The organism is Verrucosispora sp. WMMD703 (genome assembly GCF_049178935.1).
GTDB lineage: Bacteria > Actinomycetota > Actinomycetes > Mycobacteriales > Micromonosporaceae > Micromonospora > Micromonospora sediminimaris.
Window position 1 is genome coordinate 1092889 of the sequence record NZ_JBMHMM010000004.1, and the last position, 23397, is coordinate 1116285.

Genomic DNA, 23397 nt, shown 5'->3' on the forward strand with positions numbered 1-23397 from the left:
GATGGGTCAGGTGGAAGCACTTCGACTCATCCTCCTCTACGTCCATCTGATCGGGTTCGCGTTGCTGCTCGGCGGCGCGATCGCCCAATATCTCACTGGCAAGATCCGGATCAACGCCGCCATGCTGTGGGGTTCGGTGATCCAGTTGCTGACCGGCATCGGCCTGAGCGCGCCACTGCGCGACGGTGACGAGCCGGCACCGGCGAAGCTTGTGACAAAGCTGGTGCTCGCCCTGTTGATCTTTGTAATGGTGTTCTTCTCCCGTAAGCGGGCCGAGGTCAACCGGGGGCACTTCCTCGCCATCGTGGGATTGACCCTGGCCAACGCGGCCGTTGCGGTCTTCTGGCGATAGCCGGCGAACCATCGGGCCGCCGGGTAAAAAGGGCTTTTCCGGCGCGAGTGCGCCCGCCTGCCGGCACCCTGAGTGATGTGCCCCACCCAAGCATTACGTAGGGGTAACAGGGCTCCAACAGTCCTGCACGATTGTCGGTCGGCAGGTGGGCGCGGGCGTACGCTCTGCTCCCGTAACGTGGGACGCCGGCGGCAAGGCGCAGGCCGGCTCAAGGGCTGCCACCGCGTACCCCGCGGTGTGCAATGGGAAGGAGACGTCTTGCGCTCGGTGCGTGGGATGCGGATCGCCTCGATCATCGCGGCGGGTGGGCTCGTGCTGAGCGCCGCCGCCTGTGGCGAGGCCCCGGATGAGGACAACAACGCCGGCTCCGGCGGCGAGGCGTACACCGCCTGTATGGTCACCGACGTCGGCGGCATCGACGACAAGTCGTTCAACGCCTCCGCCTGGAAGGGCCTGGAGGACGCCAAGGCGGAGAACGACAACATCGACATCAAGTACGTCGCTTCCAAGGCCGAGGCGGACTACGAGCCGAACCTCACCCAGTACGTCAACCAGGACTGCGACTTCATCCTGGCGGTTGGTGGCCTGATGGGCGACGCGACCAAGGCGATCGCCGAGGCGAACCCGGACCAGCAGTTCGGCATCGTCGACGCCGACCCGGGGGTGGCCAACGTCTACCCGATGCAGTTCGACACCGCCCAGGCTGCCTTCCTGGCCGGCTACGTCGCCGCCGGCATGAGCGAGAGCGGCAAGGTGGGCACCTACGGCGGTCTGAAGATCCCGCCGGTGACCATCTTCATGGACGGCTACGCCGACGGGGTCGCCTACTACAACGAGGCCAAGGGCAAGGACGTCCAGGTCCTCGGGTGGAACAAGGAGACCCAGAACGGCTCCTTCACCAACGACTTCGTCAAGCAGGACGAGGGCAAGAAGGTCAGCGACGCGTTGGTCGCCCAGGGCGCGGACATCATCATGCCGGTGGCCGGCGGCGCCGGCCTCGGCACCACCGGTGCGGCCCAGGCCTCCAACGGCAAGTACAACACCATCTGGGTGGACGTCGACGGTTGCGAGAGCACCCCGAACTGCCCGGCGATCATCACCACCGTGGTGAAGAACATCCCGGGCGCGGTCAAGGAGGCCGTGCTCAAGGCCGCCGGTGGCGAGCAGCTCCAGGCGGACCCGGGCTTCATCGGCACCCTGGCCAACGACGGCGTCTCGATCGCCCCGTACCACGACTTCGACAGCAAGGTTCCGGCCGAGCTGAAGGCCGAGGTCGACAAGCTGAAGGCGGACATCGCCGCCGGCACCGTCAAGGTCGAGTCGGCCGCCCAGCCGAAGTGACCCGTCGCCGGCCGTCCCCGGTGAGACGATCACCGAGGGCGGCCGGCGCGCAGAGCCACACCTGATCCGGCCGCTGCGGCACGGGGGAGACCCGCCGTGCCGCAGCGGCCGATCCGCGCCACCGGTCCGGCCGACGCCAGGCCCGCCCGCCAGCAGCTACGCTGCACCATCGCTTCGCACTCCAGGAGGTTGCGCTGAGACTCGAACTGCGCGGCATCACCAAGCGGTTCGGTGATCTGGTCGCCAACGACCACATCGACCTGACGGTGGAGCCTGGAGAGATCCACGCCCTGCTCGGCGAGAACGGCGCGGGCAAGTCCACCCTGATGAACGTGCTGTACGGGCTCTACCAGCCCGACGAGGGCGAGATCCTGGTCGACGGCAAGCCGCTGCGGCTGCGCGGCCCCTCCGACGCGATCGCGGCCGGCATCGGCATGGTGCACCAGCACTTCATGCTGGTGCCCGTCTTCACCGTCACCGAGAACATCATGCTCGGCGCCGAGCAGGTACGCGGCGGCATCGCCGGCTTCCTGGACCGGCGTCGCGCCCGGCGCGAGGTCGCCGAGGTGTCCGAGCGGTACAACCTGCGGGTCGACCCGGACGCGGTGATCGAGGACCTGCCGGTCGGCATCCAGCAGCGGGTGGAGATCGTCAAGGCGCTCACCCGGGACGTCGACCTGCTCATCCTGGACGAGCCCACCGCCGTGCTCACCCCGCAGGAGACCGAGGAACTGCTCACCGTGATGCGGTCGCTCAAGGCCGCCGGCAAGTCGATCGTCTTCATCACCCACAAGCTCGGCGAGGTCAAGGCGATCGCCGACCGGATCACGGTGATCCGACGCGGGAAGACCGTGGGTACGGCCTCGCCCGAGGCCAGCCGGGACGAGCTGGCTGCGCTGATGGTCGGCCGCACGGTCCGGCTCACCGTGGACAAGGCCCCGGCCACCCCGGGCGAGCCGGTCCTGGAACTCTCCGGCCTGGTGGTCGACGACGACCGTCAGGTGCGGGCGGTGGACGGCGTCGATCTGACCGTACGCGCGGGCGAGGTGCTCGGTGTCGCGGGTGTGCAGGGCAACGGACAGACCGAGCTGATCGAAGCGATCATGGGGCTGCGTCCGGTGCTCGCCGGCACCATCACCCTGAACGGGCAGCGCATCGACGGCTGGTCCACCAAGAAGGTGCTCCGGACGGGCGTCGGCTACGTGCCGGAGGACCGCAGCGTCGACGGCCTGGTCAAGGAGTTCACCGTCGCCGAGAACCTGGTGCTGGACATGTACGACCGGCCGCCCTTCGGCCGGGGCCTGTCCCTTCGGCCGGACGAGATCAACAGGTCGGCGCGGGAACGGATCGAGCAGTTCGACGTGCGTACCTCGTCGGCCGATGCGCCGGTCGGCACCCTCTCCGGCGGCAACCAGCAGAAGGTGATCGTGGCTCGGGAACTGTCCCGGCCGCTGAAGCTGTTCATCGCCGCCCAGCCGACCCGGGGGGTGGACGTCGGCTCGATCGAGTTCATCCACAGCCGGGTCGTCCACGAGCGCGACGCCGGCACCGCCGTGCTGGTGGTCTCCAGCGAACTCGACGAGGTGATCGGGCTGGCCGACCGGATCGCGGTGATGTACCGCGGGCGGATCATCGGCGTGGTCGGCCCGGACACCCCCCGCGAGGAGATCGGCCTGCTGATGGCCGGCATCACCCCGGACGCGACGGGTGGTTCCCCGCAGGACGGGTCCGCGCCGACCGCGACCACCGACCCGGACGTGGTGGCCACCACCGACGCGGACGTCGTGTCCGACGCGGGTACCCCGGCAACCACCGACCGGGACGTCCCGGCCACCACCGACGGCGTGGTGTCGGCCGAGGGGCCAGGCAGCGAAGACGAGAAGGACCGATGAGCGAGCGAACCATCAGGCACGGCGGCCCTGCGGCGGCACGGAGCGGAGCGGAGTTGCCGGCATGAGTGACCCCAACGCCCAGCCGGGCTCCCCGGACAAGGAACCGGCGAGTGAGGACCAGGCCGCCCGGACCGCGGTCGGCAACACCGAACGCGCGGAGACGGCCACCACCACCGGTGGGCCGGGACCCCGCCCCACACTGGGGCGGCTCTTCCTGGAGAACCTGTGGGCCGCCAACACCTTCACGGTGACCCTGCTCTCGCTGGTGCTGGCGATGGTCGTCGGCGCCGTCCTGATGATCATCTCCGACCCGGAGGTGCTGGCCACCTACAGCTACATCACCGCCCGTCCCTCGGACGCGATAAACGCCAGTTGGACGCTTGTCAGTGAGGCGTACGCGAACCTGTTCAAGGGCTCGGTCTTCGACCCGGCCGCGAGCAGCTTCAACGCGGCGTTGAGCCCCATCTCGGAGACGCTCACCTACACCGCGCCGCTGGTCTTCACCGGTCTCTCGGTGGCGCTGGCCTTCCGCGGCGGCCTGTTCAACATCGGCGCTCAGGGGCAGGCGACGATGGGCGTCATCCTGGCCGCGCTGGCCGGCTTCCTGCTGCCGCTGCCGCCGGGCCTGCACCTGCTGGTCGCCGTCCTGGCCGGCGCGCTCGGCGGGGCCATCTGGGGCTTCATCCCGGGCATCCTCAAGGCACGGACCGGCGCCCACGAGGTGATCAACACGATCATGCTCAACTACATCGCGGTCTACTTCCTCACCTGGCTCATCGTCCAGAACGGGGTGCAGGACCCGAACCGTACCGATGCGATCAGCCGGCCGGTGGACGCCTCCGCGCAACTGCCGCGACTCTTCGGTGACGGGCTGCGGGCCCACGCCGGCATCATCCTGGCCGTGCTGGCCACCTGGGCGGTCGCCTGGCTGCTCAACCGCTCCACGCTCGGCTTCGAGCTGCGGGCGGTGGGCGCCAACCCGGACGCCGCCCGCACCGCCGGCATCAGCGTCACCCGGACGTACGTGTTGATCATGGTCTTCGCCGGGGCGCTGGCCGGACTCGGCGGCTCGCAGATGGTGCTCGGCACGACCGCCGCGGCCCTGACTCCCCTGGTGGTCGCCCAGATCGGCTTCGACGGCATCCTGGTCGCCCTACTCGGCCGGGTGAAACCGTGGGGGGTGGCGCTGGCCGCGCTGCTCTTCGGCGCGTTGCAGGCCGGCGGCAACCGGATGCAGTCGTACTCGGGGATCTCGCTGGAGTTGGTCACCGTGCTCCAGGCCCTGATCGTCATCTTCATCGCCGCGCCGGCACTGGTGAAGGCGATCTTCCAGCTCCGGGCCGCGCGGGCCGCCCGGTTGCAGACGAGCCTCGCGAAGGGCTGGTGAGGCATGTCCACCACGGCTGTTCCCGACGTCGCTGTCGCGTCGGTAAACGAGGGCTTCTGGACCCGTACCCGCAAGGTCGGCCTGGTGCTGGTGGCACTGGGCCTGCTGGCCACCGTGCTGTTCGGCGCGCTCGCCACCGGCGAGCAGGCCCGCTTCACGCTCAGCGAGGATGCCGCCGGCGCCGCGCTGGAGATCAACGGCACCGTCGGTGCGATCGTCTTCGGCCTGATCGCGCTCGCGGCCGGCGGCTCGATGCTCGCCGGGCTGCCGAAGCGCTGGTTCGTACCGGTGCTCGCCGTCGGCCTGGTCGCCTTCGTGCTGTCGTTCCTGTGTTGGCAGGTCTCCGCCGCACCGACCGGCCAGAACTTCATGCCGCTTGTCAACATCGTGCGGGGCACCTTCCTGCTCGCCCTGCCGCTGATCTTCGGCTCGCTGGCCGGCGTGCTCTGCGAGCGCTCCGGCGTGGTGAACGTTGCCATCGAAGGGCAGCTGCTGATGGGTGCCTTCAGCGGCGCGCTGTTCGGCAGCATCTCCGGCAGCGTCTGGGTGGGACTCGTCGCCGCCGCCATCGGCGGCTCGCTCATCTCGCTGCTGTTGGCCGTGTTCAGCATTCGTTACCTGGTCGACCAGGTGGTCATGGGCATCGTGCTGAACCTGCTGGCGCTCGGCATCACCGGCTTCCTCTACGAGCGGCTGATGCAGACCGACGCCGCCCGGTACAACAGCGCGCCGCGGTTCAGCAACTGGGAGATCCCGCTGCTGTCGGACATCCCACTGCTCGGGCCGGCGCTGTTCCGGGGCAACATCTTCCTCTACCTCGCCCTGCTCCTGGTGCTCGTGATCCACATCGCGCTGTTCCGGACCCGGTGGGGCCTGCGGACCCGGTCGGTCGGTGAGCACCCGACGGCGGCGGACACCCTGGGTGTGCGGGTGCTCGGGCTGCGCTACCGCAACGTGATCATGGCTGGTGCCGTCGCCGGCATCGGTGGTGCCTCCTACACGCTGGCGCTCTTCTCGTTCACCAAGAACATGATCGGTGGCAAGGGCTTCATCGCCCTGGCGGCACTGATCTTCGGCCGGTGGAGCCCGACCGGCGCGCTGCTCGCCGCGCTCTTCTTCGGGTTCGCCGACCAGTTGGCCACCTACCTCGGCGCGATCAACAGTGTGATCCCGGGACAGTTCCTGGCCATGCTGCCCTACCTGGCGACGATCCTGGCCGTGGCCGGGCTGGTCGGTCGGGTACGGGCACCGGCCGCCGACGGCAAGCCGTACATCAAGGGCTGACCGTGCTCTTACCCCTCGACGAGGTCGTCGGGTGCCGCCGTCCAGTCTCCACGCAACTTCCCCGATACTGCTGCCTCGGCCGGAGTTGAGGCAGCAGCATCCCTGAATCTGTGCGGATCTTGGGAGCGTGATCGGGCTGGGCCTTTGCCTCCCGGGCGTCGCGGTTCAGGAGGGTCGGTGCCACTGCCGTGGGTGACGCCGCGTTAAAGCTGGTCAGCAGCCATGCGGCAGAATGTCGGGATGAGTGAGATCGACTGGGAGCGGCTGCGGGCCGCCGCCACCGAGGTGATGCGGCACGCGTACGTGCCGTACTCGAAATTTCCGGTCGGTGCCGCGGCGCTCGTCGACGACGGGCGGGTCGTGGTCGGCTGCAACGTCGAGAACGCGGCGTACGGCGTTGTGCTCTGCGCCGAGTGCGGGGTGGTCTCCTCACTGCACGCTACCGGCGGCGGTCGGATCGTCGCGCTGTCCTGCGTCGACGCCACCGGCGAACCGCTGATGCCGTGCGGGCGCTGCCGGCAGTTGCTCTGGGAGCAGGGCGGGCCGGAATGTCTCGTCGAGGCCAAGGGCGGCCCGCTGCGGATGGCCGAACTGCTGCCGCACGCCTTCGACGTGGCCGACATCGAGGCTGTCACCGGGGAGCGGCCGGTGCCGGTGGTGCCCGACCGGTTGGCCGCCTGGCGTGGCCGGGGCACCGTCTTCGTGCACCCGGACCTGTCGGACGGCCAGCAGGTCTGGACGGCCTACTGGGAGCGCTCGGCCGGTGACGACGCGGGTGCCGAGACCGGGGTGCTTGAGGAGGGGCCGAGCTGGGACGACCCGGCGGAGGCGATCGGCTGGGGGCTGGCGCGTACGCCCCGGGTGGTGGTGGTCGACGCGTCCGGCACGATCTTCTGGGCCGGTGAGGGCGAGCCACCGTCGGAGATCCCGGTTCGCTGGGGTTGAGCTTGTCGTTGGTTGCGCTTGGGGCCGGGGTCGACCGTGCGACCGCGGTTGCGGTTGGGGCCGGGGGCCTGCCGTACCCGGCTCCGGGCGGTCAGGCTTGATCCCTCCGCCGGGCACGGCAGGCCCCCGGCCCGTCGTGGTCAGCGGCCGTGCGACGGTCACGGCGCGCTTGCCCGGCGGTGGGCACGGTGCGCGAATCTTGCATTGCAGACGACTAGGAAGATCCTTTGATGAGTGGTTTTGCGGCGGTTGATGTGATTCGGGTCAAGCGGGACGGGGGGGTGTTGTCGGACGGGCAGATCGACTGGGTGGTGGACGCGTACACCCGGGGGGTGGTCGCCGACGAGCAGATGTCGGCGCTGGCCATGGCGATCCTGTTGAACGGGATGACCGGCCCGGAGATCGCCCGCTGGACGGCTGCGATGATCGCCAGTGGCGAACGGCTCGACCTGTCCTCGGTGACCCGGCCGACCGTCGACAAGCACTCGACCGGTGGGGTCGGTGACAAGATCACTCTGCCGCTGACCCCGCTGGTGGCGGCCTGCGGGGCGGCGGTTCCGCAGCTGTCCGGGCGCGGTCTCGGCCACACCGGCGGCACGCTTGACAAACTGGAGTCGATCCCGGGTTGGCGGGCGGCGCTGAGCAACGAGGAGTTCACCGCCCAACTGCGGGACGTCGGCGCGGTGATCTGCGCTGCCGGCTCCGGGCTCGCCCCGGCCGACCGCAAGCTCTACGCGCTGCGTGACGTCACCGGCACCGTCGAGGCCATTCCGCTGATCGCCAGCTCCATCATGAGCAAGAAGATCGCTGAGGGAACCGGCGCGCTGGTGCTGGACGTGAAGGTGGGCTCCGGCGCGTTCATGAAGTCGGTCGACGACGCCCGGGAGCTGGCCCGCACCATGGTGGAGCTGGGTGGCGCGCACGGGGTGAAGACCGTCGCCCTGCTCACCGACATGTCCACCCCGCTCGGTCGGGCGATCGGCAACGGCATCGAGGTGACCGAGTCGGTGGAGGTGCTCGCCGGCGGCGGGCCGGCCGACGTGGTGGAGCTGACCCTGGCGCTGGCCCGGGAGATGCTCGACGCGGCCGGGCTGCCCGATGCCGACCCCGCCGCCGCGCTGCGCGACGGGCGGGCGATGGACGTCTGGCGGTCGATGATCCAGGCACAGGGCGGGGACCCGGACGCTCCGATGCCCCGGGCACCCGAGGTCGAGGTGGTCCGCGCCGACACGGACGGTCACGTCGCGGCGGTCGACGCGTACGCCATGGGGGTGGCCGCGTGGCGGCTCGGCGCGGGTCGGGCGCGCAAGGAAGACCCGGTCAGCGTGCCGGCCGGCGTGCTGCTGCACAAGCGTCCCGGCGACCCGGTACGCGCCGGGGAACCCCTCTACGAGCTGCGGGCCGAACGGGCGGAGCTGATCCCGGCGGCGTTGGCGGAGGCCGCCCCGGCGGTGACCGTCGCCGCCCGGCCACCGGTCGCGGTGCCGCTCGTCATCGAGCGCGTCGAGTGACGAAACCCCGGTCCCGGCCATGGTGTCGGAGCGTGAGGGCCGCTATTCTCGCAGGCCAGGGGGGACCGTCGGCGCCGAGACATCGTGATCAGACAGGGATGTTGCCGTGATCGTGCCTGCCCCCGACCCCCGTGAGGTGCGTGAGGCGAGCCTGGACGAACTGTCCCGGTTGCGGCTGCCGTTGCCCCCGCCGCAGTTTCCGCTGGTCTGGGAGCCTGGCGATGACATCGAGCTGCGGCCGACGGCGGAGATCGAGGCGCGGATCGCGGTGCTGCACCTGATCCTGGCCCGCTGTTTCGGCATGCCGCCCCAGGCCGCGATGAGCTGGCTGCTCGCCTCGCACCTGGTGGAGATGGTCACTCCGCCGGAGTTCCACTTCGTCACCGGGGCCAAGGGCGACCACCGCTCCTTCGTGCTGCACCATGACGCGCTGTTCTCGCTGGCCTGGGTGCTCGGCCTGACCAAGCAGCTGGATCCCACAATGCCGGCCGACGACCGGCTGGTGGAGCGGTTGCCGCACATCGCCGAGGGGGAGACCTTCCGGCAGTGGCGGTCCCGGATCCTGGCCGCGCCGCAGCATCCGGCGGACGCGGCTGCCCTGCTCGACCTGCACTACTGCCTGGACTGGTCGTACCTGGAGGTGAGCCGCGCCGGCCGGAGCCTGCCGGGGCTGGTGGACGCCAACGCGATAGGTCAGCGGCGGTGGGCGCTGGAGTGGGCGGTGATCCTGCGCGGGCCGTACCACGACGAGCCCCCGGGCTGGGAAGAGGTCGACCTCTCCACCTAGGGCGGGTCTCCGGGAGACGCGCCCTGGAGCCGGTACGTCCCGAGCCGCACCGCGACGGTCACCCGGACCGGCTCGCCGAGGGTTTCGACCCGGGCGGCCAGCCCCGCCGGATCGGTGTGCCAGGCGCTCGGGCCCATGCCGACCAGGGTGGCGACCTCCGGGCGGGAGAGCGTCAACTCCTGCCGGTGCACGGTCGTCGACTCCTCGGTGAAGTGCCCGGCCAGACTGGCCGCCACCCGGTCCGCCTTGGCCGGGTCGACCCGCAGCAGGCCGAGTGCGGCGACCAGTTCGGTGAGGTGGTCGGCGGCCGGGGTCACCACCAGCAGCCGCCCGCCCGGGGCGAGTACCCGGCGGAACTCGGCGCCGTTGCGGGGTGCGAAGACGTTCAGCAGCAGCGCCGTCGAGGCGTCCGCCAGCGGTAGTCGCTGCCAGGTGTCGGCCAGCGCGGCGGTGACCCGCGGGTGGGCGCGGGCGGCCCGACGGAGCGCCGGTTTGGAGATGTCCAGCGCGAGACCGACGGCCGCGGGCACGGCCGCCAGCACCGCGGCGAGGTGCCGGCCGGTACCCGCGCCCGCGTCCACCACCAGCGGGTGCGCGCCGGGGGCAGTCGGGTCGGCGGCGAGGGCGGTGTCGGCGGCGAGGGCGGTGTCGGCGGCGTCCGCCAGGGCGGCGGAGATCACGTCGTAGTGACCGGCGGACAGGAAGTCCGCCCGGGCGCTGACCATCTCGGCGGTGTCACCGCTGTGCGGAGCGCGGCCGGTGAGCAGGTTGACGTAGCCCTGGCGGGCGATGTCGAAGCTGTGTCGGCGCGGGCACCGCAACGCCCGGGATCCACCGGTGACGACCTCGGCGAGCGGGTCCTGGCAGACGGGGCAACGCAGCCACGCCACGACGCGGGAAGGCATCACGGCTGTCTCACGCGTCGAGTCTAGGGCGGGCATCGGAGCCATCCTGCCTACGGAGGGCCTCGACACACGCCCTGCGCGGGCACTCGACAGGAAGCGCGGACTAGGGTCGGGAGCATGGGCTGTGAGCGGGGCGAGGGGCGATGAGCACGGATATCGGGTACGAGGACATCGTCAGGGCGCCGAAGGCGTTGTTGCACGATCACCTGGACGGCGGCCTGCGCCCCGCGACGATCGTCGACCTGGCCGCGGAGATCGGTCATGAACTGCCCACCACCGACCCGGCGGAGCTGGGGCGCTGGTTCGTGGCGGCGGCCGACTCCGGCTCCCTGGAGCGCTACCTGGAAACCTTCGCGCACACCGTCGCCGTGATGCAGACCGCCTCCGCGCTGCGCCGGGTGGCCCGGGAGTGTGCCCTGGACCTGGCCGCCGACGGGGTGGTCTACGCCGAGGTCCGGTTCGCTCCGGAGCAGCACCTGGAGCAGGACCTGACCCTCGACGAGGTGGTCGAGGCGGTGCTGGCCGGTTTTGTGGAGGGCAGCACGCTCGCGGCCGAGGCCGGCACGCCGATCCGGGTGGGCACGCTGCTCACCGCGATGCGGCACGCGGCTCGTTCGCAGGAGATCGCTGAGTTGGCCGTACGGCACCGCGACCACGGCGTGGTGGGCTTCGACATCGCCGGTGCGGAGGCGGGTTTTCCACCCACCCGGCACCTGGACGCCTTCGAATACCTCCAGCGGGAGAACTTCCACTTCACCATTCACGCCGGCGAGGCGTTCGGGCTGCCCTCCATCTGGCAGGCGATCCAGTGGTGCGGCGCCGACCGTCTCGGCCACGGAGTCCGCATCGTCGACGACATCACCCCCGGCCCGCAGGCCCAGCTCGGCCGGTTGGCCGCGTACGTGCGGGACAAGCGGATCCCGCTGGAGCTGTGCCCGTCGTCGAACGTGCAGACCGGTGCCGCCGCGTCCATCGCGGAGCATCCGATCGGGCTGCTGCGGGATCTGCGTTTCCGGGTGACCGTCAACACCGACAACCGATTGATGAGCGGCACCTCGATGTCCCGGGAGATGGCGTTGCTGGTCGACGCGTTCGGCTACGGCTGGCGCGAGCTTCAGTGGTTCACGATCAATGCGATGAAGTCCGCCTTCATCCCCTTCGACGAGCGGCTGCGGATCATCGACGAGGTGATCAAACCGGCGTACGCGAAGCTGCTCGGCTGACCGACGTCCGGTCGGCGGTCAGCCGATCTGCGGCGGGTGGCCGGCGGCGAGCAGACCGGCCACCCGGCGCAGCACGTCCCGGCCACGGGCGGCCTCCGCACCGAGACCGGTCTGCCGACGCAGCACGGCCGGTTCCGCGCGCAGCAGCGCCAGGCCGCGCAGCAGCAGGACCCGTGGGCCCTTGCGCTGCTCGGCGAGATCCCGGGCGAGCCGACGGAGGAAGGTCGCGCTGCGCGGCCGGCGCAGGGCGTACGCCCCGGCGAGGAGCCCGCGTCGCCGGCACTCCCCGACGATCTCGGCGGCGAAGATCCCTTCGGCTACGAAAAGTGGCGAACTGGCCAGCTCGAAGCGCCGAGTGGCCACCCGGCGATCCTCATTGATGGCGTACACCGGCACGTCCGCCCGGCCGTGTCGGACCAATTGGTCAATAACCTCCACCGCTGCCTCGGCGTCCCACGAATCGGGCGACTCCCAATCGATCTGACCGTTCCGTATCGGTAACGTTGGGTCATCGCCGTCCTTGTAGAAATCGTCCAAACAGAGCACTGGCAGCCCGGTTTGTTGCGCTATATACGACTTTCCGGAGCCGGAGGGGCCGGCGAGGAGGACGACTCGGTGCGGGTTGCTCATTACTTCAAGTAACTCCGAACAGACGGACCGCGATCAAATTGCATCAACATCTCATCACACCTCCGGCTGCGGCCAACCTGGGCTTTCTCTTTCCGTGGCGGCGTGATGGAATCTCGGATGGTCCGACCCGCCGGGTCGGCTGCTGGGCGTTGTCCGGGGGCAACGCGGACGCTGCAATCACGAGGGCGGTGACGTGAGCAAACGGCCGAAGACGGCAGGTTCTCTCCTGTCGCGTCTACGCCGGCCGGCAGGTCGGCTCCGCGACATGCCGATCTGGTCCAAGCTCGGTCTCATCATGATCGTGCCGACCATCGCCACGGTCGTCGTGGGTACCAGCGGTCTGGTCGACCACCTGGACGCGCTCAACGACGCCAACCGGGCCGGCGACCTCGCCGAACTCATCAGCCACTCCGGTGACCTGGTGGACGGCTTGCAGGACGAGCGGACCGCGGCGGTGCTGCTGCTGGGCCTGGACCCGGAGAAGGCCACCGCGGCGCAGAAGGAGGCGGCGGCCACCCGCTACAACGACGTCTCGTCGCGGGTCGACCAGGAGAAGGCCCCCTACTCGCAGCAGCGGTCCGACCTCAGCGATCTGCCCGTCAGCCTGAACGGGCTGCTCGAACAGATCGACGAGGGTCTCGGTGACCTGCCCGGCGCCCGCAGCCAGGTGTTGAACGGCAAGTTCCGGATCACCGACGCGATCCAGTCCTACGACGAGCTGATCAATCAGCTGCTCACCGTTCGCGACTCGGCCAGCCAGCTGGCCGGTGACAACGACCTGAGCGACCGGATGCGGGCCGCCGCCGCGGTGGCCCGGGAGAAGGAGTGGCTCTCCGTCCGCCGGGTGGTCGTGCACCGGGCGCTGATCCTGGGCGGCATGAGCTCGACCCTGCGGACCGACTACATCTCCAGCGAGACCGGTCAGCAGCAGGCGCAGCAGAGCTTCGACGCGGTGGCCACCGAGGCGGAGGCCGAGTTCCACGCCCAGACCATCGGCGGCGGTGACCGCCGGCAGGCAACGATCTACATCAGCCAGGTCAACGCCGACAACTCGCAGAACCTCGCCGGCATCTCGTTCACCCCTGAGCAGTGGGACGCCGCGCTTGTCGCCAACGGCCAACTGATCCGCTCGGTCGAGTCGAAGTTCGACTCCGACGTGGTGGAGCAGGCCGGCGAGCTGCGCTCCGAGGTGCAGCGCACGGTGTTCCTGGAGACCGGCCTGCTGCTCACGATGCTGCTGCTGGCCATCTTCCTGGCGTTCCTGGTGGCCCGCTCGATGGCCCGCTCGCTGCGTGAGCTGCGTCAGGGTGCGCTCTCCATCGCCCAGTACGGGCTGCCCCAGGCGGTGGCCCGACTGCGCGACCCGCAGGTCACCGGACAGCTCTCGCCGGTGCAGCTGGCCAACCAGATCGCCGAGCCGCTGCCGGTACGCAGCAAGGACGAGTTCGGCCAGGTGACCGAGGCGTTCAACGCGGTCCACCTGGAGGCGGTCCGTACCGCGGCCGAGCAGGCCGCGCTGCGGTCGTCGGTCGCGACGATGTTCGTCAACCTGGCTCGCCGGTCGCAGATCCTGGTCGACCGGCTGATCGGCCACCTCGACCGGCTGGAACGCGGTGAGGAGGACCCGGACCGGCTGGCGGAGCTGTTCCAGCTGGACCACCTCGCCACCCGGATGCGCCGCAACGACGAGAACCTGCTGGTCCTCGCCGGTGCCGACTCGACCCGCGTGCAGCGCGAGCCGGCCGCACTGATCGACGTGCTGCGGGCCGCCCAGTCCGAGGTCGAGCACTACACCCGGATCGAGTTCGGGGTGATCGACCGGGACATCGAGGTCGCCGCGCACGCGGTCAACGATCTCGTCCACCTCGTCGCCGAGCTGTTCGACAACGCGACAGCCTTCTCACCACCGGACTCTCAGGTGCTGGTGGAGGCTCGCCGGGTCGGCGACCGTGCCTCGCTGTACGTCGAGGACCGGGGTATCGGCATCAGCGGCGAGCAGCTGGCCGAGCTGAACGAGCGACTGGCCACGCCGCCGCAGGTGGACGTCGCCGTCTCCCGGATGATGGGCCTGGTCGTGGTCGCCCGCCTGGCCTCCCGGCACGGCGTGAAGGTCGAGCTGCGGCCCGGCGGCGACCGGGGCACCGTCGCCGAGGTCACGCTGCCGCCCACCGTGCTGGTGCCTCGGGCACTGTCCGGCCGGGGGCAGCAGCCTCCCGCACTGCCGGCCGCGGCCGGCCCGTCGTCCGGGCCGACTCCGGCGTTCGGCGCGCTGGCCGCGCTCGGCAATGGCGCTCACCCGCCGGCCCCGCCCGCCGCGCGTACCCCGGGCAGCTCGGGCAACCAGGTGACCCTCGGCGGTCGGCCCTTCGACCCGGCCAGCCGTAACGGCTCCGGTACGCCGACCACCGTGGGTAGCGGCGGCAACCTGCCCGCCTGGTCGGATCTGACCGGGGCCAGCAACGGCAACGGCAACGGCTTCGCGCCGCTCACCTCGAACGGTCACCCGATCGATCCGCTGCCGCAGCGCCGGTCCACCGACGAGCCAAGCGGTCAGCCACCGGCCATCCCGCGTCAGCTGCCGAGCAGCCCGGAGACCGGTTCCTACGCTCCGCCGGCGGTGTCGGCGCCGCCGGTGCCCCCGGTGTCGTCGCCCCCCGTCTCCGGCACGCCGTACTCGGCCCCGCCGGTCTCGGCGGCCCCGGTCTCCGGTCACCCCGTGTCGGCCTCGCCCGTCTCCGGCTCACCCGTCTCGACTCCGCCCGGTGGTCCGCTGCCGCAGCGGCCCGTCTCGGCGGCGCCCAGCGCGGGTGCGCCCTCGGCACCCCCGGCCTGGCCGCCGGTCGCCGGGGAGTCGGCCGCACCGCCCGTGCCCGAGCGGCTGGCCGCCGCCCTGGACATGACCACCGAACTGCCCCGGGTGCAGCGTCAGACCCCGGCAGCCCGGCCCGCTCCCGCGCAGCACCAGCCGACCGCACCCACGCCGCCGCAGGCCCAGAACCGGCAGCGGTACGCCGACGAGACGATGGAACTGCCGATCTTCCGAGAGCTGGAGTCGGCGTGGTTCCGCACCCGCCGGCCGGGTCCGGAGGAGTCGGCCGGCGCGCGTCAGTCCGCCACGGCCGCCGCGACGACCCAGCAGCTCTCCACGGTCGACGTCGTCAATCGGCCGGCCCAGCAGCAGACCCAGACCGGGACGACAGGTAACGCACCGATGGCACCAAAGACTCCGACGGGGGCGGGCGCTTCCGGCGGGAGCGGCGCGGCAGCGAGTGGCGGGCCCCGGCCCGGCGCTGCCGACAGCGCGCCCTCGCACCGCCCGACACCTCAGGAGAACATGTGGCGGACCGCGGCCGACGACGGTTGGCGCGCGGCAAGTGCCGCCAGCCAGGCGCCGGCGGCCGGCACCACCGAGACCGGGCTGCCGAAGCGTACGCCGATGGCACAGCTCGTGCCGGGGGCGGTGGAGAAGCCCACCACCTCGGTGCAGCGTCGTAACCCGGAATCGGTACGCGGTCTGCTGTCCGCCTACCACCGGGGTGTCCAACGGGGACGTAGTCACCCCTCGGACAGCAACCCGACCGGCCCGGACGGAACTCCGGGCGGGCAGCAATCCTCGCAGTCTGGCTCTGGCCCGGTGGCCGGGAGCGGGCAGAAGGAGCAAGAAGGATGACTAGTACGCAGGATCTCGGTTGGCTGCTGGCCAACTTCGCCGATCGGGTACCCGGTGTCGCGCATGCGGTCGCCGTCTCCGCGGACGGCCTGCTCCTGGCGTCGTCCCGAGACCTCCCCCGGGACCGGGCGGACCAGCTGGCGGCGATCGCCTCCGGCCTGGTCAGCCTGACCCAGGGCGCGGCCCGTTGCTTCGAGGGAGGCGCCGTGCTGCAGACGGTGGTCGAGATGGACAATGGCTTCCTGTTCCTGATGTCGATTTCCGACGGCTCGTCGTTCGCGGTGCTCGCCGCGCGTAGTTGCGACGTGGGACAGGTCGGTTACGAAATGGCCCTGCTCGTTGACCGGGTGGGCGACGCCCTGACCCCGCAGCCGCGTACGGCTGTGGGGATGATGGGCTGATCGTCGCGCCGGCCGGTGGGGGCAGGCGGGGCGACAACATTGCATACGACGGGTAGCACCGGTCCAACCGGTGCCGGGTACGAAGGAGGTGAGCGGCAACATGGCTGATCGTGACGAGCCGACCGGCGCGCTGGTCCGTCCATACGCCGTGACCCGCGGTCGTACCCGTCCCCGCCTCGACATCGCCCTGGAGGCGCTTGTCGAGACGACGGTGCGCGGTCGGGCCGCTGCCACTGGCAATGGTGGCCAAGGCCGTGAGCACCAGTACATCGCCGCGCTGTGTGACGGACGCGTGCAGTCGCTCGCGGAGATCGCGGCGCGGATGCAGCTTCCGCTCGGCGTGGCCCGGGTGCTCATCGCCGACATGGCGACGGACGGCCTGGTCGCGGTCCACGAGCCGACCATCCTGGACGACTCGGACGACGCGGTGGGCACTGAATTGCTGGAGAGGGTGCTGAGTGGACTTCGCAGGCTCTGACATGTCGCACCGGCCGCCGGCCCCGAGCGGGCGCGTGACGTCGGCGAAGATCGTTATCGCCGGTGGATTCGGCGTCGGCAAGACGACGCTGGTCGGCTCGGTCTCGGAGATCACGCCGCTGACCACCGAGGCCATCATGACCTCCGCCGGAGTCGGCGTCGACGACACCCGGCAGGTGCCGGGCAAGACGACGACCACGGTGGCCATGGACTTCGGCCGCATCTCGATCGATCGTGACCTGATCCTGTACCTGTTCGGTACGCCGGGTCAGACCCGTTTCTGGTTCATGTGGGATGAGCTGGTGCGGGGAGCGATCGGCGCGGTCGTGCTGGTGGACACCCGCCGGCTGGCCGACTGCTTCGCGGCGATCGATTTCTTCGAGCACCGGCGGCTGCCGTACCTGGTGGCCATCAACTGCTTCGACGGGATGCAGTACCACGATCCGCAGGACGTCCGGGATGCGCTCGCCATCTCCAGCGACGTGCCGGTGGTGGCCTGCGACGCCCGGAACCGGGAGTCGACGAAGCACGTACTGATCTCGCTGGTCGAGTACGTGCTCACGATGCGTCGCTCCCGGGCCGTCGCGCCCGCCTGATGTTCGGCACCAGCGTCCGGTGACGGCCACCGCCGACACCGGGCGCTGGGTGCTGCCCCGGTGACGTGGGTGGGTGCCCCAGGGCACCCACCGTCGTCAGCTGAGCCGGTTCCAGGCACCGCCGTCGACGCGGTACACCCCGAGGGAGTGGCGGTCCATGCCACTGTGCCGGATCGGCGTGAACGAGTACATCCCGGCCAGGCCATCGGTGACCTGGTTCTGCAGGTACGCCCGTAGTCGACCACGGTCCACGCTGTCGGCCAACCGGGCCGCCGTGCTGATGAGCAGCAGCGCGTCGGAGGCGTACGGGGCGAAGCCACGGTAGGCGCCGTGCGCGCGGATGTACGCCGAGACGAGGTCGCGGTAGGCGCGCCCGGCGGCGCTGCTGTTGGCGATGGTGGAGCCGCCCAGCGAGGACGGATGGACCGCGTAGGAACCCTCGACGGCGGCCAGATTGGGACGGTCAAGGGTCTCCTCGGCCACCGCCCCGGCGTCGAAGAACAACTCGCCGTCATGTCCGGCCGCGCGTAGTGCCCGTGCGGCGGCACCGGAATGGGGTGCGGTGGCCCAGACCACCACACCGTCCGCGCCGGCCGCGACGGCCTGCTCGGCGGCGCGGGCCATGCCGGCCCTGCCGGCCGGCAGCCGCACGGTGCTGGTCAGACCGACCTCTGCGGTGCGCAACGCGCCCCGCATGGCCCGGACACCCGAGTCGCCGTGCAGCCCGTCCTCGGCCAGCACCACGACCCGGCGTAGCCCTTCGGAGCTGATCAGCTGGGCGAGCCGCCGTGCCACGTCGCCCGCGTCCGGGGTGACCTTGTAGACGTAGGCCCGCTGGGCCAGCGGCACGGCGATGGAGTCGCCGAACGCCAACGACACGAACGGCAGCCGGAGCTTCTGCGCCACCCCGATGACCGACATGGAGGTCTCCGCCAGGGTGGCACCGAGCAGGGCGTGCACGTCGTTCCGGCGGCCCAGCTCGGTCGCCTGCCGGGCAGCCAGTCGGGGATCGCTGCGGTTGTCCAGCACCTCGACGCGTACCCGTCGGCGGAGGTTGCCGACCGCCACGCCCTTCTCGTTGAGAGCCGCCGCACTGATTGCCAGCGCCCGTTGTTGGAGCACGCCCAGCGCCGCACCGGGGCCGCTCAGCTCCAGCGTGGCGCCGATGACCAACTCATGACCGGGGGTGGGCCGGGCGACGGCATCCTCCCGTCCGCCGTCGCGCCCGCAGGCGCTCAGCAGCAGGGTGCTCGCCGCCGCAGCCAGTACGCCACGTCGAGTGACCACGGATGGGCCGGTTACCGGTGTCGCCATGAGTCGCCTTCCCGCCCGGCGAACTGCCGCCGGATGTTCCGCGGGTATGCTCCCGGCCCTGCCGACCCGGCGTCAAATTATCCGGGTGTGGGCAGAAACACGCAGGTGAACGGCCTTGAAGAGGTCAATCGGCAGCACTGCGGCGCGGATCAGGAGCGGTAGCCGGCGGAGCGGTACTCGTACTCCCGATCGTCGTCGCGGTCACCTGTGTCGCGGCTGAAGTCCCAGCCGCCGGCCGATTCCCGCCCGGGGCGCCCGCCGACCGCGAACCCGCCGATCTCCTGCCCCCGACGCCAGCCGCGGAAGTATCCGGTGGTGTTCTCGGCCAGGCTGGCGGCGTCACGCACTATCCGCAGCGGGCGCTCCTCCCGTAGCGGCGAACCGGGCACCAGGTTGGCCTGCGGTACGCGCTTGGGCAGCCCCGCGTTCGTCTCGGCACCCACTGCGGGACGGGCCGCCTGCTCGGCGGCCTGCCATCCGGTGTCGGCCGTGGTCGACCAGTCCAGGTCGGCCTCTTCGCCGTGCCCCACGAACCAGGCGGAACGGGCCTGCGCGAAGATCAGCAGATCGCCGTCGCCCTCGTCGGAGACCGGCGGCGGCCGGTGCTCGACCGGCGGTTCCGCCGCACGGCGGGCCGGTAGCTCCAGTCGCTCGTCCCCCCGATTGCCGCGTTCGGTGCCGCTGCGGTCGACGAGCCGTAGCGGCGGCGTCTCCGGTGACGGCTGGGTGCCGTTGCGCAACGCCCGGTCGGCCAGCGGCGGCGGCTCGACCAGCCGCAGCACGGGCGGTTCCGGCGGCAGGTCGTCGGCGAGCCACGGCGGAGTGACCCGGCGGTCTGCACCCTGGTCGGTGGGAGGCTCGGGAGCACCGCGCCGGCCACGGTCGTCGTACGAACCGACGACCGGATTGCGGGGCGAGGTGTCGGCCGGGTTCTCCGGATTGTTGACCAGGGGCCAGTTCGAGCGGGATCCCGGGGGAGCGGTCTTCTCCTGCTCGGGGCGGGGTGCGGGCACCGGGACACTGAGGTCGGTGGCGCTGAATCCGCCGGTCGGTGTCGGTGGCTCGCCGTTCGTTTTCGGCCGGGGCGGGATGACGGTGCGCTGGCGCTCGGCGCGGGCGCTGTTGATCGCCGCCGTGGTGAGGGTCGGCCGGAACGGCTCGCCCGCTTCGGCGGGCGGGATCGAGCCGCGCTGCGTCGGTGCGATCGGCGTGATGCCGGGCGGCGGCGGTGGCGGCGCGGAGATCGGCCGGTTGGTCGGGCCGTCCACCCGGGACGGGTGCGACTCGGCCCGCGACGGCGAGGCGGGCGGCCCGGCCACAGCGGCCGGCGTCACCGGCGCGGGCGCGACCGGTGGGGGAGTCATCGGCGCGGGTGCCACCGGCGGGGGGCCGAGTGGACGCGGAGCGGCCGGCTGGGCATTGCCCGGCACCGGCTCCGGCCGACTGCGACGGCCACCGGCCGGCTCGGGGCCGCCAGGGCGCACCGACCGCAGGCCGGTCTGGCTGCCGGGAGTGCTCGCCGACAGTTCGCCGACCTGTTCGCCGCGTCGCGCGGCGGCTCGCCGGCCGGACGCCGCCGTTGGTCCGGCGGTACGGGCGCGCAGCGCACCGACGAGCGCCTCGCAGCCGGCGTCGCAGGCGCGGACCGAGGCGACCGCCTGTCGGATGGTCTCCGCGGCGGCTGAGGTGAGGGCCCGGTTGACGGTGGCCCGCCGTGGGGTCTCGGAAATGGCGACGCGTAGCGCGGTGACCGCCTCGTCGATCGCCTCCGCGTCGCCTGCCCCGTCGGCGGTGAGTTGAGCGGTGACGGCGTCCGCGGTGACCGCGGCGTCGCGGCCCCGGCCGGCCGCGTCGGTAAGCATGCCCGGCTCGGGCAGCGCGTCCAGTACGGCAAGCGGGATCGACTCGGCCGGGTCGGGGTAGGCGCGCAACGCCGCCGGGTAGAGCTCGCGGAGCACCTCGCGCAGCGCGACCGCGGCGGAGTGCCGACCGCTGGCCAGCGCGGCGTGTGCGGCGAGGACCTGCTTGTACCCGGCGAGTTCACGGGGAGCCGGCAGGGTCACCGCCGACAGTGCGCCGGCCTGCAACGCCCGGGCGAGACCGACGGCGCGCCGGACGGCCGGCGGCGATTGCATCTCCTCAAGCGAGTCGTCGTCGGCGAACCGTTCGGCGAAGTCGTCGACCGAGTCGTCGTCGGCGATCGCCAGCGGGCGACCGGCGGCGCTGAGCAGAGAGGTGATGGTGTGGTCGTCGCTGTCGGCGGCTATCGCCGCTCCGCTCGGCCCGCCCGAGCGTTCCACGAGCAGCGTGACCAGCCGGGCGTAGCCCGTCGGGTCGTCGCCGATCTCGCAGACATGCAGCAGACGGCCTGCGTCGTCGACCACAGCGGACGTCAGCGCCGATCCGGTCGAGACCGGTCGGTCGGCCGGGTCCGCCGAGGTCAGACCGCAGTACACGCGCACGAGCGCCACGGCGTCGTCCTCCTCCCGGGACACAGGGCTTTCTCTGCCAGAGACTGATGCTCCCTGGTGTGGGTCAGTCGCGCCAGTCCACGACCGCAGAGATCTTTCCGACAATGGTCCGCCAACCCAGACTTGCGGTTTGTGCCCCGATTTTCTTCAGCCTACGCCGTCCCATGAAGCCGCCGATGCCGCCGCCGACCGATGCCCGTAGCGCCTCGTCCAGGTCGTCGAGACTGGAGCCGGTGGAGAGCATGTCCAGCACCGCCGGCAGTCGCAGGGCGTACGCCAGGTCGCGGGCTACCTCGCCGGCCTCGATGAGCAGCGTCGGGTCCCAGGTGTCGTGCCCGCCGCGGAGGTTCTCCACGACGAGGTCGAGTTCGTAGACGTCATCGTCCAGCGGCGCGATGTCGGCCGGTTCCACCCGTTCGGACAGTTCATCCCAACTGTCCAGCTGAGACAGATCGTTGGGTGCGCCGGAACGGACGAAACTGACAAGCGACTCGGGCGTCTTGAACAGCAGCAGCCGACCCTTGTGGGTCAGGAAGACCGGGACTTCCTCGTCACCGGCCTCGTCGGCGGTGACCTCGTCGGCGTCTTCCTTCCCGTCTTCGGCGGCGTCGCCGCGCTGCGCCTGCTTCTCCTCGTCCTCGCTCTCGGCGAACTCGCGGGCGACGTCCTCGTCGAGGATGACGACGTCACCCTCCTCCTCGTCGTCGCTCTCGGTCGGGCTGACCTGCCGACGGGCAAGGAAAGGGTCGTCGGCATCGCGCTCGGCAACGTCGGTCGGGGTCAGCTCACGGGCCGACCGGTACGCGCGCAGGGTGAAGCCGGTGCCGGCCGGCAGGGCGATCTCCACCGGATCGATCCGCAGCTCGTCCCAGAGCGCGCGGTTCGCGGTCTCCGCCGCGGCGACGTCGGGCGCGGCGTCGGCCGGCTCGGCGACGTCCGGCTCGCTGGTGCCGGTCGTGTCATCGAGCTCGGGCTCGTCGGCGTCCGGCCGTTGGGGCGACTGGCGTGCCACGGTGACCTCCGTGTGCGTCGGGCTACCACCCCCGGCGCTGATGCCGGTGAGTGACTCTGGGCACATACCCTAGTTGGCTGCGCTCGGTAACCGCTGGCCGCACCCCGATGGCTCGCCAGGCGGATAACAAGTAGCGTGTCTACGCATGAACGCCCAGGCGCTGCACGGACACCTCGACGCCCTGCTCCTGGCCGTGCTGGAGCGGGGGGCCCTGCACGGCTACGCGATCATCGAGGCCCTGCGGGCGCGCAGTGACGGTCGACTCGACCTGCCTACCGGCACCGTCTACCCGGCGCTGCGACGGCTGGAGCGGGCCGGACACGTGGTCAGCGCGTGGAGCACCGTCAACGGGCGGGAACGGCGGACCTACGAGCTGACCGACACCGGCCGGCGGGCGCTTGCCGACCAGCGGTCGGGGTGGCGTGAGTTCAGTTCGACGGTCGGCCGCTTTCTGGGCCCGGGCACCACACCCACCCCGGCGGGCTGACCGTCAGCGTGCGGCCAGCAGCCAGGTGCGGGCGGCGCTGCCCAGCCACAGGTGGGCGGCGCCGCCGACGGTGATTCCGATGATCATCGGTGGCCAGGTGAGGGCCGCATCCCACAGCACTATCGACCAGGAGAACAGCCCGGCTCCGGCCACCGCGCCCAGCAGAGCGGTCCCGGTCAGCGCGACACCGGCGCTGCGCGCCAGCGCGGTCAAGGCGGGACGCGCCGAGCGGGCGGTGGCCGCGACCAGCACGAGCCCGGCCAGACCGAGCAGGAAGGCACCCGCCCAGATCCACTCCACCGACTGCGACAACAGCAGGTAACCGGAGGGTGGTCGCGGTCCGCTGCTCCAGCTTGATCCGTGCCAGGTCAGGTCACCGGCGATCGAGCCGATCGCGGCGATGGCGACCACTCGCAGAGACAACCCGCGCAGCGCGGCCACCGCGAGTTCGGCCTGGTAGGCCGGGGCGAGCTGATCCGGCGTACCGAAATCGGCGACCGCCTGGCGCGACGCCTCACCGGCCGGCAGGCCGCTGTCCCGGTACGCCTCGGCGGCGTCGAGCAGCCCGTGCCGCGCCTCGGTGATCAGATCGGCCCGCAGCCGGCGTGGCCCACGGAGCCGACCGGCGAGCTGCCGCAGGTGCTCCTCGACCAACACGTCATCCCCGACCGGCATGGCCCAACCCTGCCATGTCGCTGGCGTCCCGGCCTCG

Annotated in this window: 19 protein-coding genes and 2 pseudogenes; 14 read left to right on the top strand and 7 right to left on the bottom strand. The window is 71.3% G+C overall.

Features of this window, described 5'->3' with window-relative positions:
* The first annotated feature begins 10 nt into the window (after positions 1-10).
* The 8 genes from ACN26Z_RS05705 (at position 11) to ACN26Z_RS05740 (ending at position 9499) form a co-directional block, all read left to right on the top strand.
* Entirely contained in the window at positions 11-352 is a 342-nt protein-coding gene (locus ACN26Z_RS05705) for a hypothetical protein (protein WP_093408563.1), read from the top strand.
* Between the two features lie 276 nt (positions 353-628).
* On the top strand, positions 629-1693 hold the full coding sequence (locus ACN26Z_RS05710; RefSeq protein WP_093408172.1) for a BMP family lipoprotein: 1065 nt from the start codon (positions 629-631) through the stop codon (positions 1691-1693).
* 254 nt (positions 1694-1947) lie between these two features.
* A complete protein-coding gene (locus ACN26Z_RS05715; RefSeq protein ID WP_421464541.1) occupies positions 1948-3585 on the top strand; it encodes an ABC transporter ATP-binding protein in 1638 nt (545 codons plus the stop codon).
* Between the two features lie 61 nt (positions 3586-3646).
* Positions 3647-4972: an ABC transporter permease gene (locus ACN26Z_RS05720; RefSeq protein WP_421460142.1), complete on the top strand. Its 1326-nt coding sequence runs from the start codon at positions 3647-3649 to the stop codon at positions 4970-4972.
* A gap of 3 nt (positions 4973-4975) precedes the next feature.
* Positions 4976-6256, top strand: coding sequence for an ABC transporter permease (locus ACN26Z_RS05725; RefSeq protein ID WP_093408163.1), 1281 nt, complete (start codon positions 4976-4978; stop codon positions 6254-6256).
* Between the two features lie 240 nt (positions 6257-6496).
* The gene (locus tag ACN26Z_RS05730; RefSeq protein ID WP_093408160.1) at positions 6497-7201 is read left to right on the top strand and encodes a cytidine deaminase; all 705 of its coding nucleotides are present in this window, start codon (positions 6497-6499) and stop codon (positions 7199-7201) included.
* A 230-nt stretch (positions 7202-7431) separates the two neighbouring features.
* A complete protein-coding gene (locus ACN26Z_RS05735) occupies positions 7432-8712 on the top strand; it encodes a thymidine phosphorylase (protein WP_282240074.1) in 1281 nt (426 codons plus the stop codon).
* A 106-nt stretch (positions 8713-8818) separates the two neighbouring features.
* Entirely contained in the window at positions 8819-9499 is a 681-nt protein-coding gene (locus ACN26Z_RS05740; RefSeq protein WP_093408157.1) for a DUF4272 domain-containing protein, read from the top strand.
* Here the strand turns inward: ACN26Z_RS05740 and ACN26Z_RS05745 are convergent.
* Positions 9496-10404, bottom strand: coding sequence for a putative RNA methyltransferase (locus ACN26Z_RS05745; protein WP_421460143.1), 909 nt, complete (start codon positions 10402-10404; stop codon positions 9496-9498). The genes ACN26Z_RS05740 and ACN26Z_RS05745 overlap by 4 nt on opposite strands.
* A gap of 143 nt (positions 10405-10547) precedes the next feature.
* On the opposite strand from ACN26Z_RS05745, the gene ACN26Z_RS05750 reads away from it, so the two are divergent.
* Entirely contained in the window at positions 10548-11627 is a 1080-nt protein-coding gene (locus ACN26Z_RS05750; RefSeq protein WP_093408154.1) for an adenosine deaminase, read from the top strand.
* 18 nt (positions 11628-11645) lie between these two features.
* Here the strand turns inward: ACN26Z_RS05750 and ACN26Z_RS05755 are convergent, their stop codons facing one another.
* Positions 11646-11990 carry a hypothetical protein gene (locus ACN26Z_RS05755; RefSeq protein WP_282240071.1) on the bottom strand — a complete coding sequence of 115 codons (345 nt, stop codon included), beginning with the start codon at positions 11988-11990 and terminating at the stop codon, positions 11646-11648.
* 460 nt (positions 11991-12450) lie between these two features.
* Here ACN26Z_RS05755 and ACN26Z_RS05760 point away from each other — a divergent pair, with 460 nt between their 5' ends.
* From ACN26Z_RS05760 to ACN26Z_RS05775, 4 genes are all read left to right on the top strand, one after another.
* Positions 12451-15927: a nitrate- and nitrite sensing domain-containing protein gene (locus ACN26Z_RS05760; protein ID WP_421460145.1), complete on the top strand. Its 3477-nt coding sequence runs from the start codon at positions 12451-12453 to the stop codon at positions 15925-15927.
* Positions 15924-16328, top strand: coding sequence for a roadblock/LC7 domain-containing protein (locus ACN26Z_RS05765; RefSeq protein ID WP_013731521.1), 405 nt, complete (start codon positions 15924-15926; stop codon positions 16326-16328). The genes ACN26Z_RS05760 and ACN26Z_RS05765 overlap by 4 nt, the downstream gene beginning before the upstream one ends.
* 100 nt (positions 16329-16428) lie before the next feature.
* Entirely contained in the window at positions 16429-16806 is a 378-nt protein-coding gene (locus tag ACN26Z_RS05770) for a DUF742 domain-containing protein (RefSeq protein WP_091634396.1), read from the top strand.
* Position 16807: 1 nt separating this feature from the next.
* Entirely contained in the window at positions 16808-17401 is a 594-nt protein-coding gene (locus ACN26Z_RS05775) for a GTP-binding protein (RefSeq protein WP_091260490.1), read from the top strand.
* Positions 17402-17497: 96 nt separating this feature from the next.
* Here ACN26Z_RS05775 and ACN26Z_RS05780 read toward each other — a convergent pair whose 3' ends face one another.
* The 4 genes and pseudogenes from ACN26Z_RS05780 to ACN26Z_RS05795 form a co-directional block, all read right to left on the bottom strand.
* Entirely contained in the window at positions 17498-18688 is a 1191-nt protein-coding gene (locus ACN26Z_RS05780) for an ABC transporter substrate-binding protein (RefSeq protein WP_421460147.1), read from the bottom strand.
* Between the two features lie 176 nt (positions 18689-18864).
* Positions 18865-20175: pseudogene (locus tag ACN26Z_RS05785) on the bottom strand (transposase); the annotation flags it as partial.
* Positions 20176-20255: 80 nt separating this feature from the next.
* Positions 20256-21210 (bottom strand): annotated as a pseudogene (locus ACN26Z_RS05790) (transposase); the annotation flags it as partial.
* Between the two features lie 40 nt (positions 21211-21250).
* Complete coding sequence (locus ACN26Z_RS05795) at positions 21251-22264, bottom strand: DNA primase (protein ID WP_093406176.1); 1014 nt, start codon at positions 22262-22264, stop codon at positions 21251-21253.
* Between the two features lie 79 nt (positions 22265-22343).
* On the opposite strand from ACN26Z_RS05795, the gene ACN26Z_RS05800 reads away from it, so the two are divergent.
* Entirely contained in the window at positions 22344-22685 is a 342-nt protein-coding gene (locus tag ACN26Z_RS05800; RefSeq protein ID WP_282240067.1) for a PadR family transcriptional regulator, read from the top strand.
* Positions 22686-22688: 3 nt separating this feature from the next.
* Here ACN26Z_RS05800 and ACN26Z_RS05805 read toward each other — a convergent pair whose 3' ends face one another.
* A complete protein-coding gene (locus ACN26Z_RS05805) occupies positions 22689-23360 on the bottom strand; it encodes a permease prefix domain 1-containing protein (RefSeq protein ID WP_421460149.1) in 672 nt (223 codons plus the stop codon).
* Positions 23361-23397 lie beyond the last annotated feature (37 nt).

Coding starts and splice junctions, on each gene's coding strand:
- ACN26Z_RS05710 (WP_093408172.1), top strand. CDS start 629: ATGCGGATCGCCTCGATCATCGCGGCGGGTGGGCTCGTGCTGAGCGCC.
- ACN26Z_RS05725 (WP_093408163.1), top strand. CDS start 4,976: ATGTCCACCACGGCTGTTCCCGACGTCGCTGTCGCGTCGGTAAACGAG.
- ACN26Z_RS05795 (WP_093406176.1), bottom strand. CDS start 22,264: ATGTGCCCAGAGTCACTCACCGGCATCAGCGCCGGGGGTGGTAGCCCG.
- ACN26Z_RS05730 (WP_093408160.1), top strand. CDS start 6,497: ATGAGTGAGATCGACTGGGAGCGGCTGCGGGCCGCCGCCACCGAGGTG.
- ACN26Z_RS05800 (WP_282240067.1), top strand. CDS start 22,344: ATGAACGCCCAGGCGCTGCACGGACACCTCGACGCCCTGCTCCTGGCC.
- ACN26Z_RS05735 (WP_282240074.1), top strand. CDS start 7,432: ATGAGTGGTTTTGCGGCGGTTGATGTGATTCGGGTCAAGCGGGACGGG.
- ACN26Z_RS05765 (WP_013731521.1), top strand. CDS start 15,924: ATGACTAGTACGCAGGATCTCGGTTGGCTGCTGGCCAACTTCGCCGAT.
- ACN26Z_RS05745 (WP_421460143.1), bottom strand. CDS start 10,404: ATGCCTTCCCGCGTCGTGGCGTGGCTGCGTTGCCCCGTCTGCCAGGAC.
- ACN26Z_RS05720 (WP_421460142.1), top strand. CDS start 3,647: ATGAGTGACCCCAACGCCCAGCCGGGCTCCCCGGACAAGGAACCGGCG.
- ACN26Z_RS05750 (WP_093408154.1), top strand. CDS start 10,548: ATGAGCACGGATATCGGGTACGAGGACATCGTCAGGGCGCCGAAGGCG.
- ACN26Z_RS05770 (WP_091634396.1), top strand. CDS start 16,429: ATGGCTGATCGTGACGAGCCGACCGGCGCGCTGGTCCGTCCATACGCC.
- ACN26Z_RS05775 (WP_091260490.1), top strand. CDS start 16,808: ATGTCGCACCGGCCGCCGGCCCCGAGCGGGCGCGTGACGTCGGCGAAG.
- ACN26Z_RS05805 (WP_421460149.1), bottom strand. CDS start 23,360: ATGCCGGTCGGGGATGACGTGTTGGTCGAGGAGCACCTGCGGCAGCTC.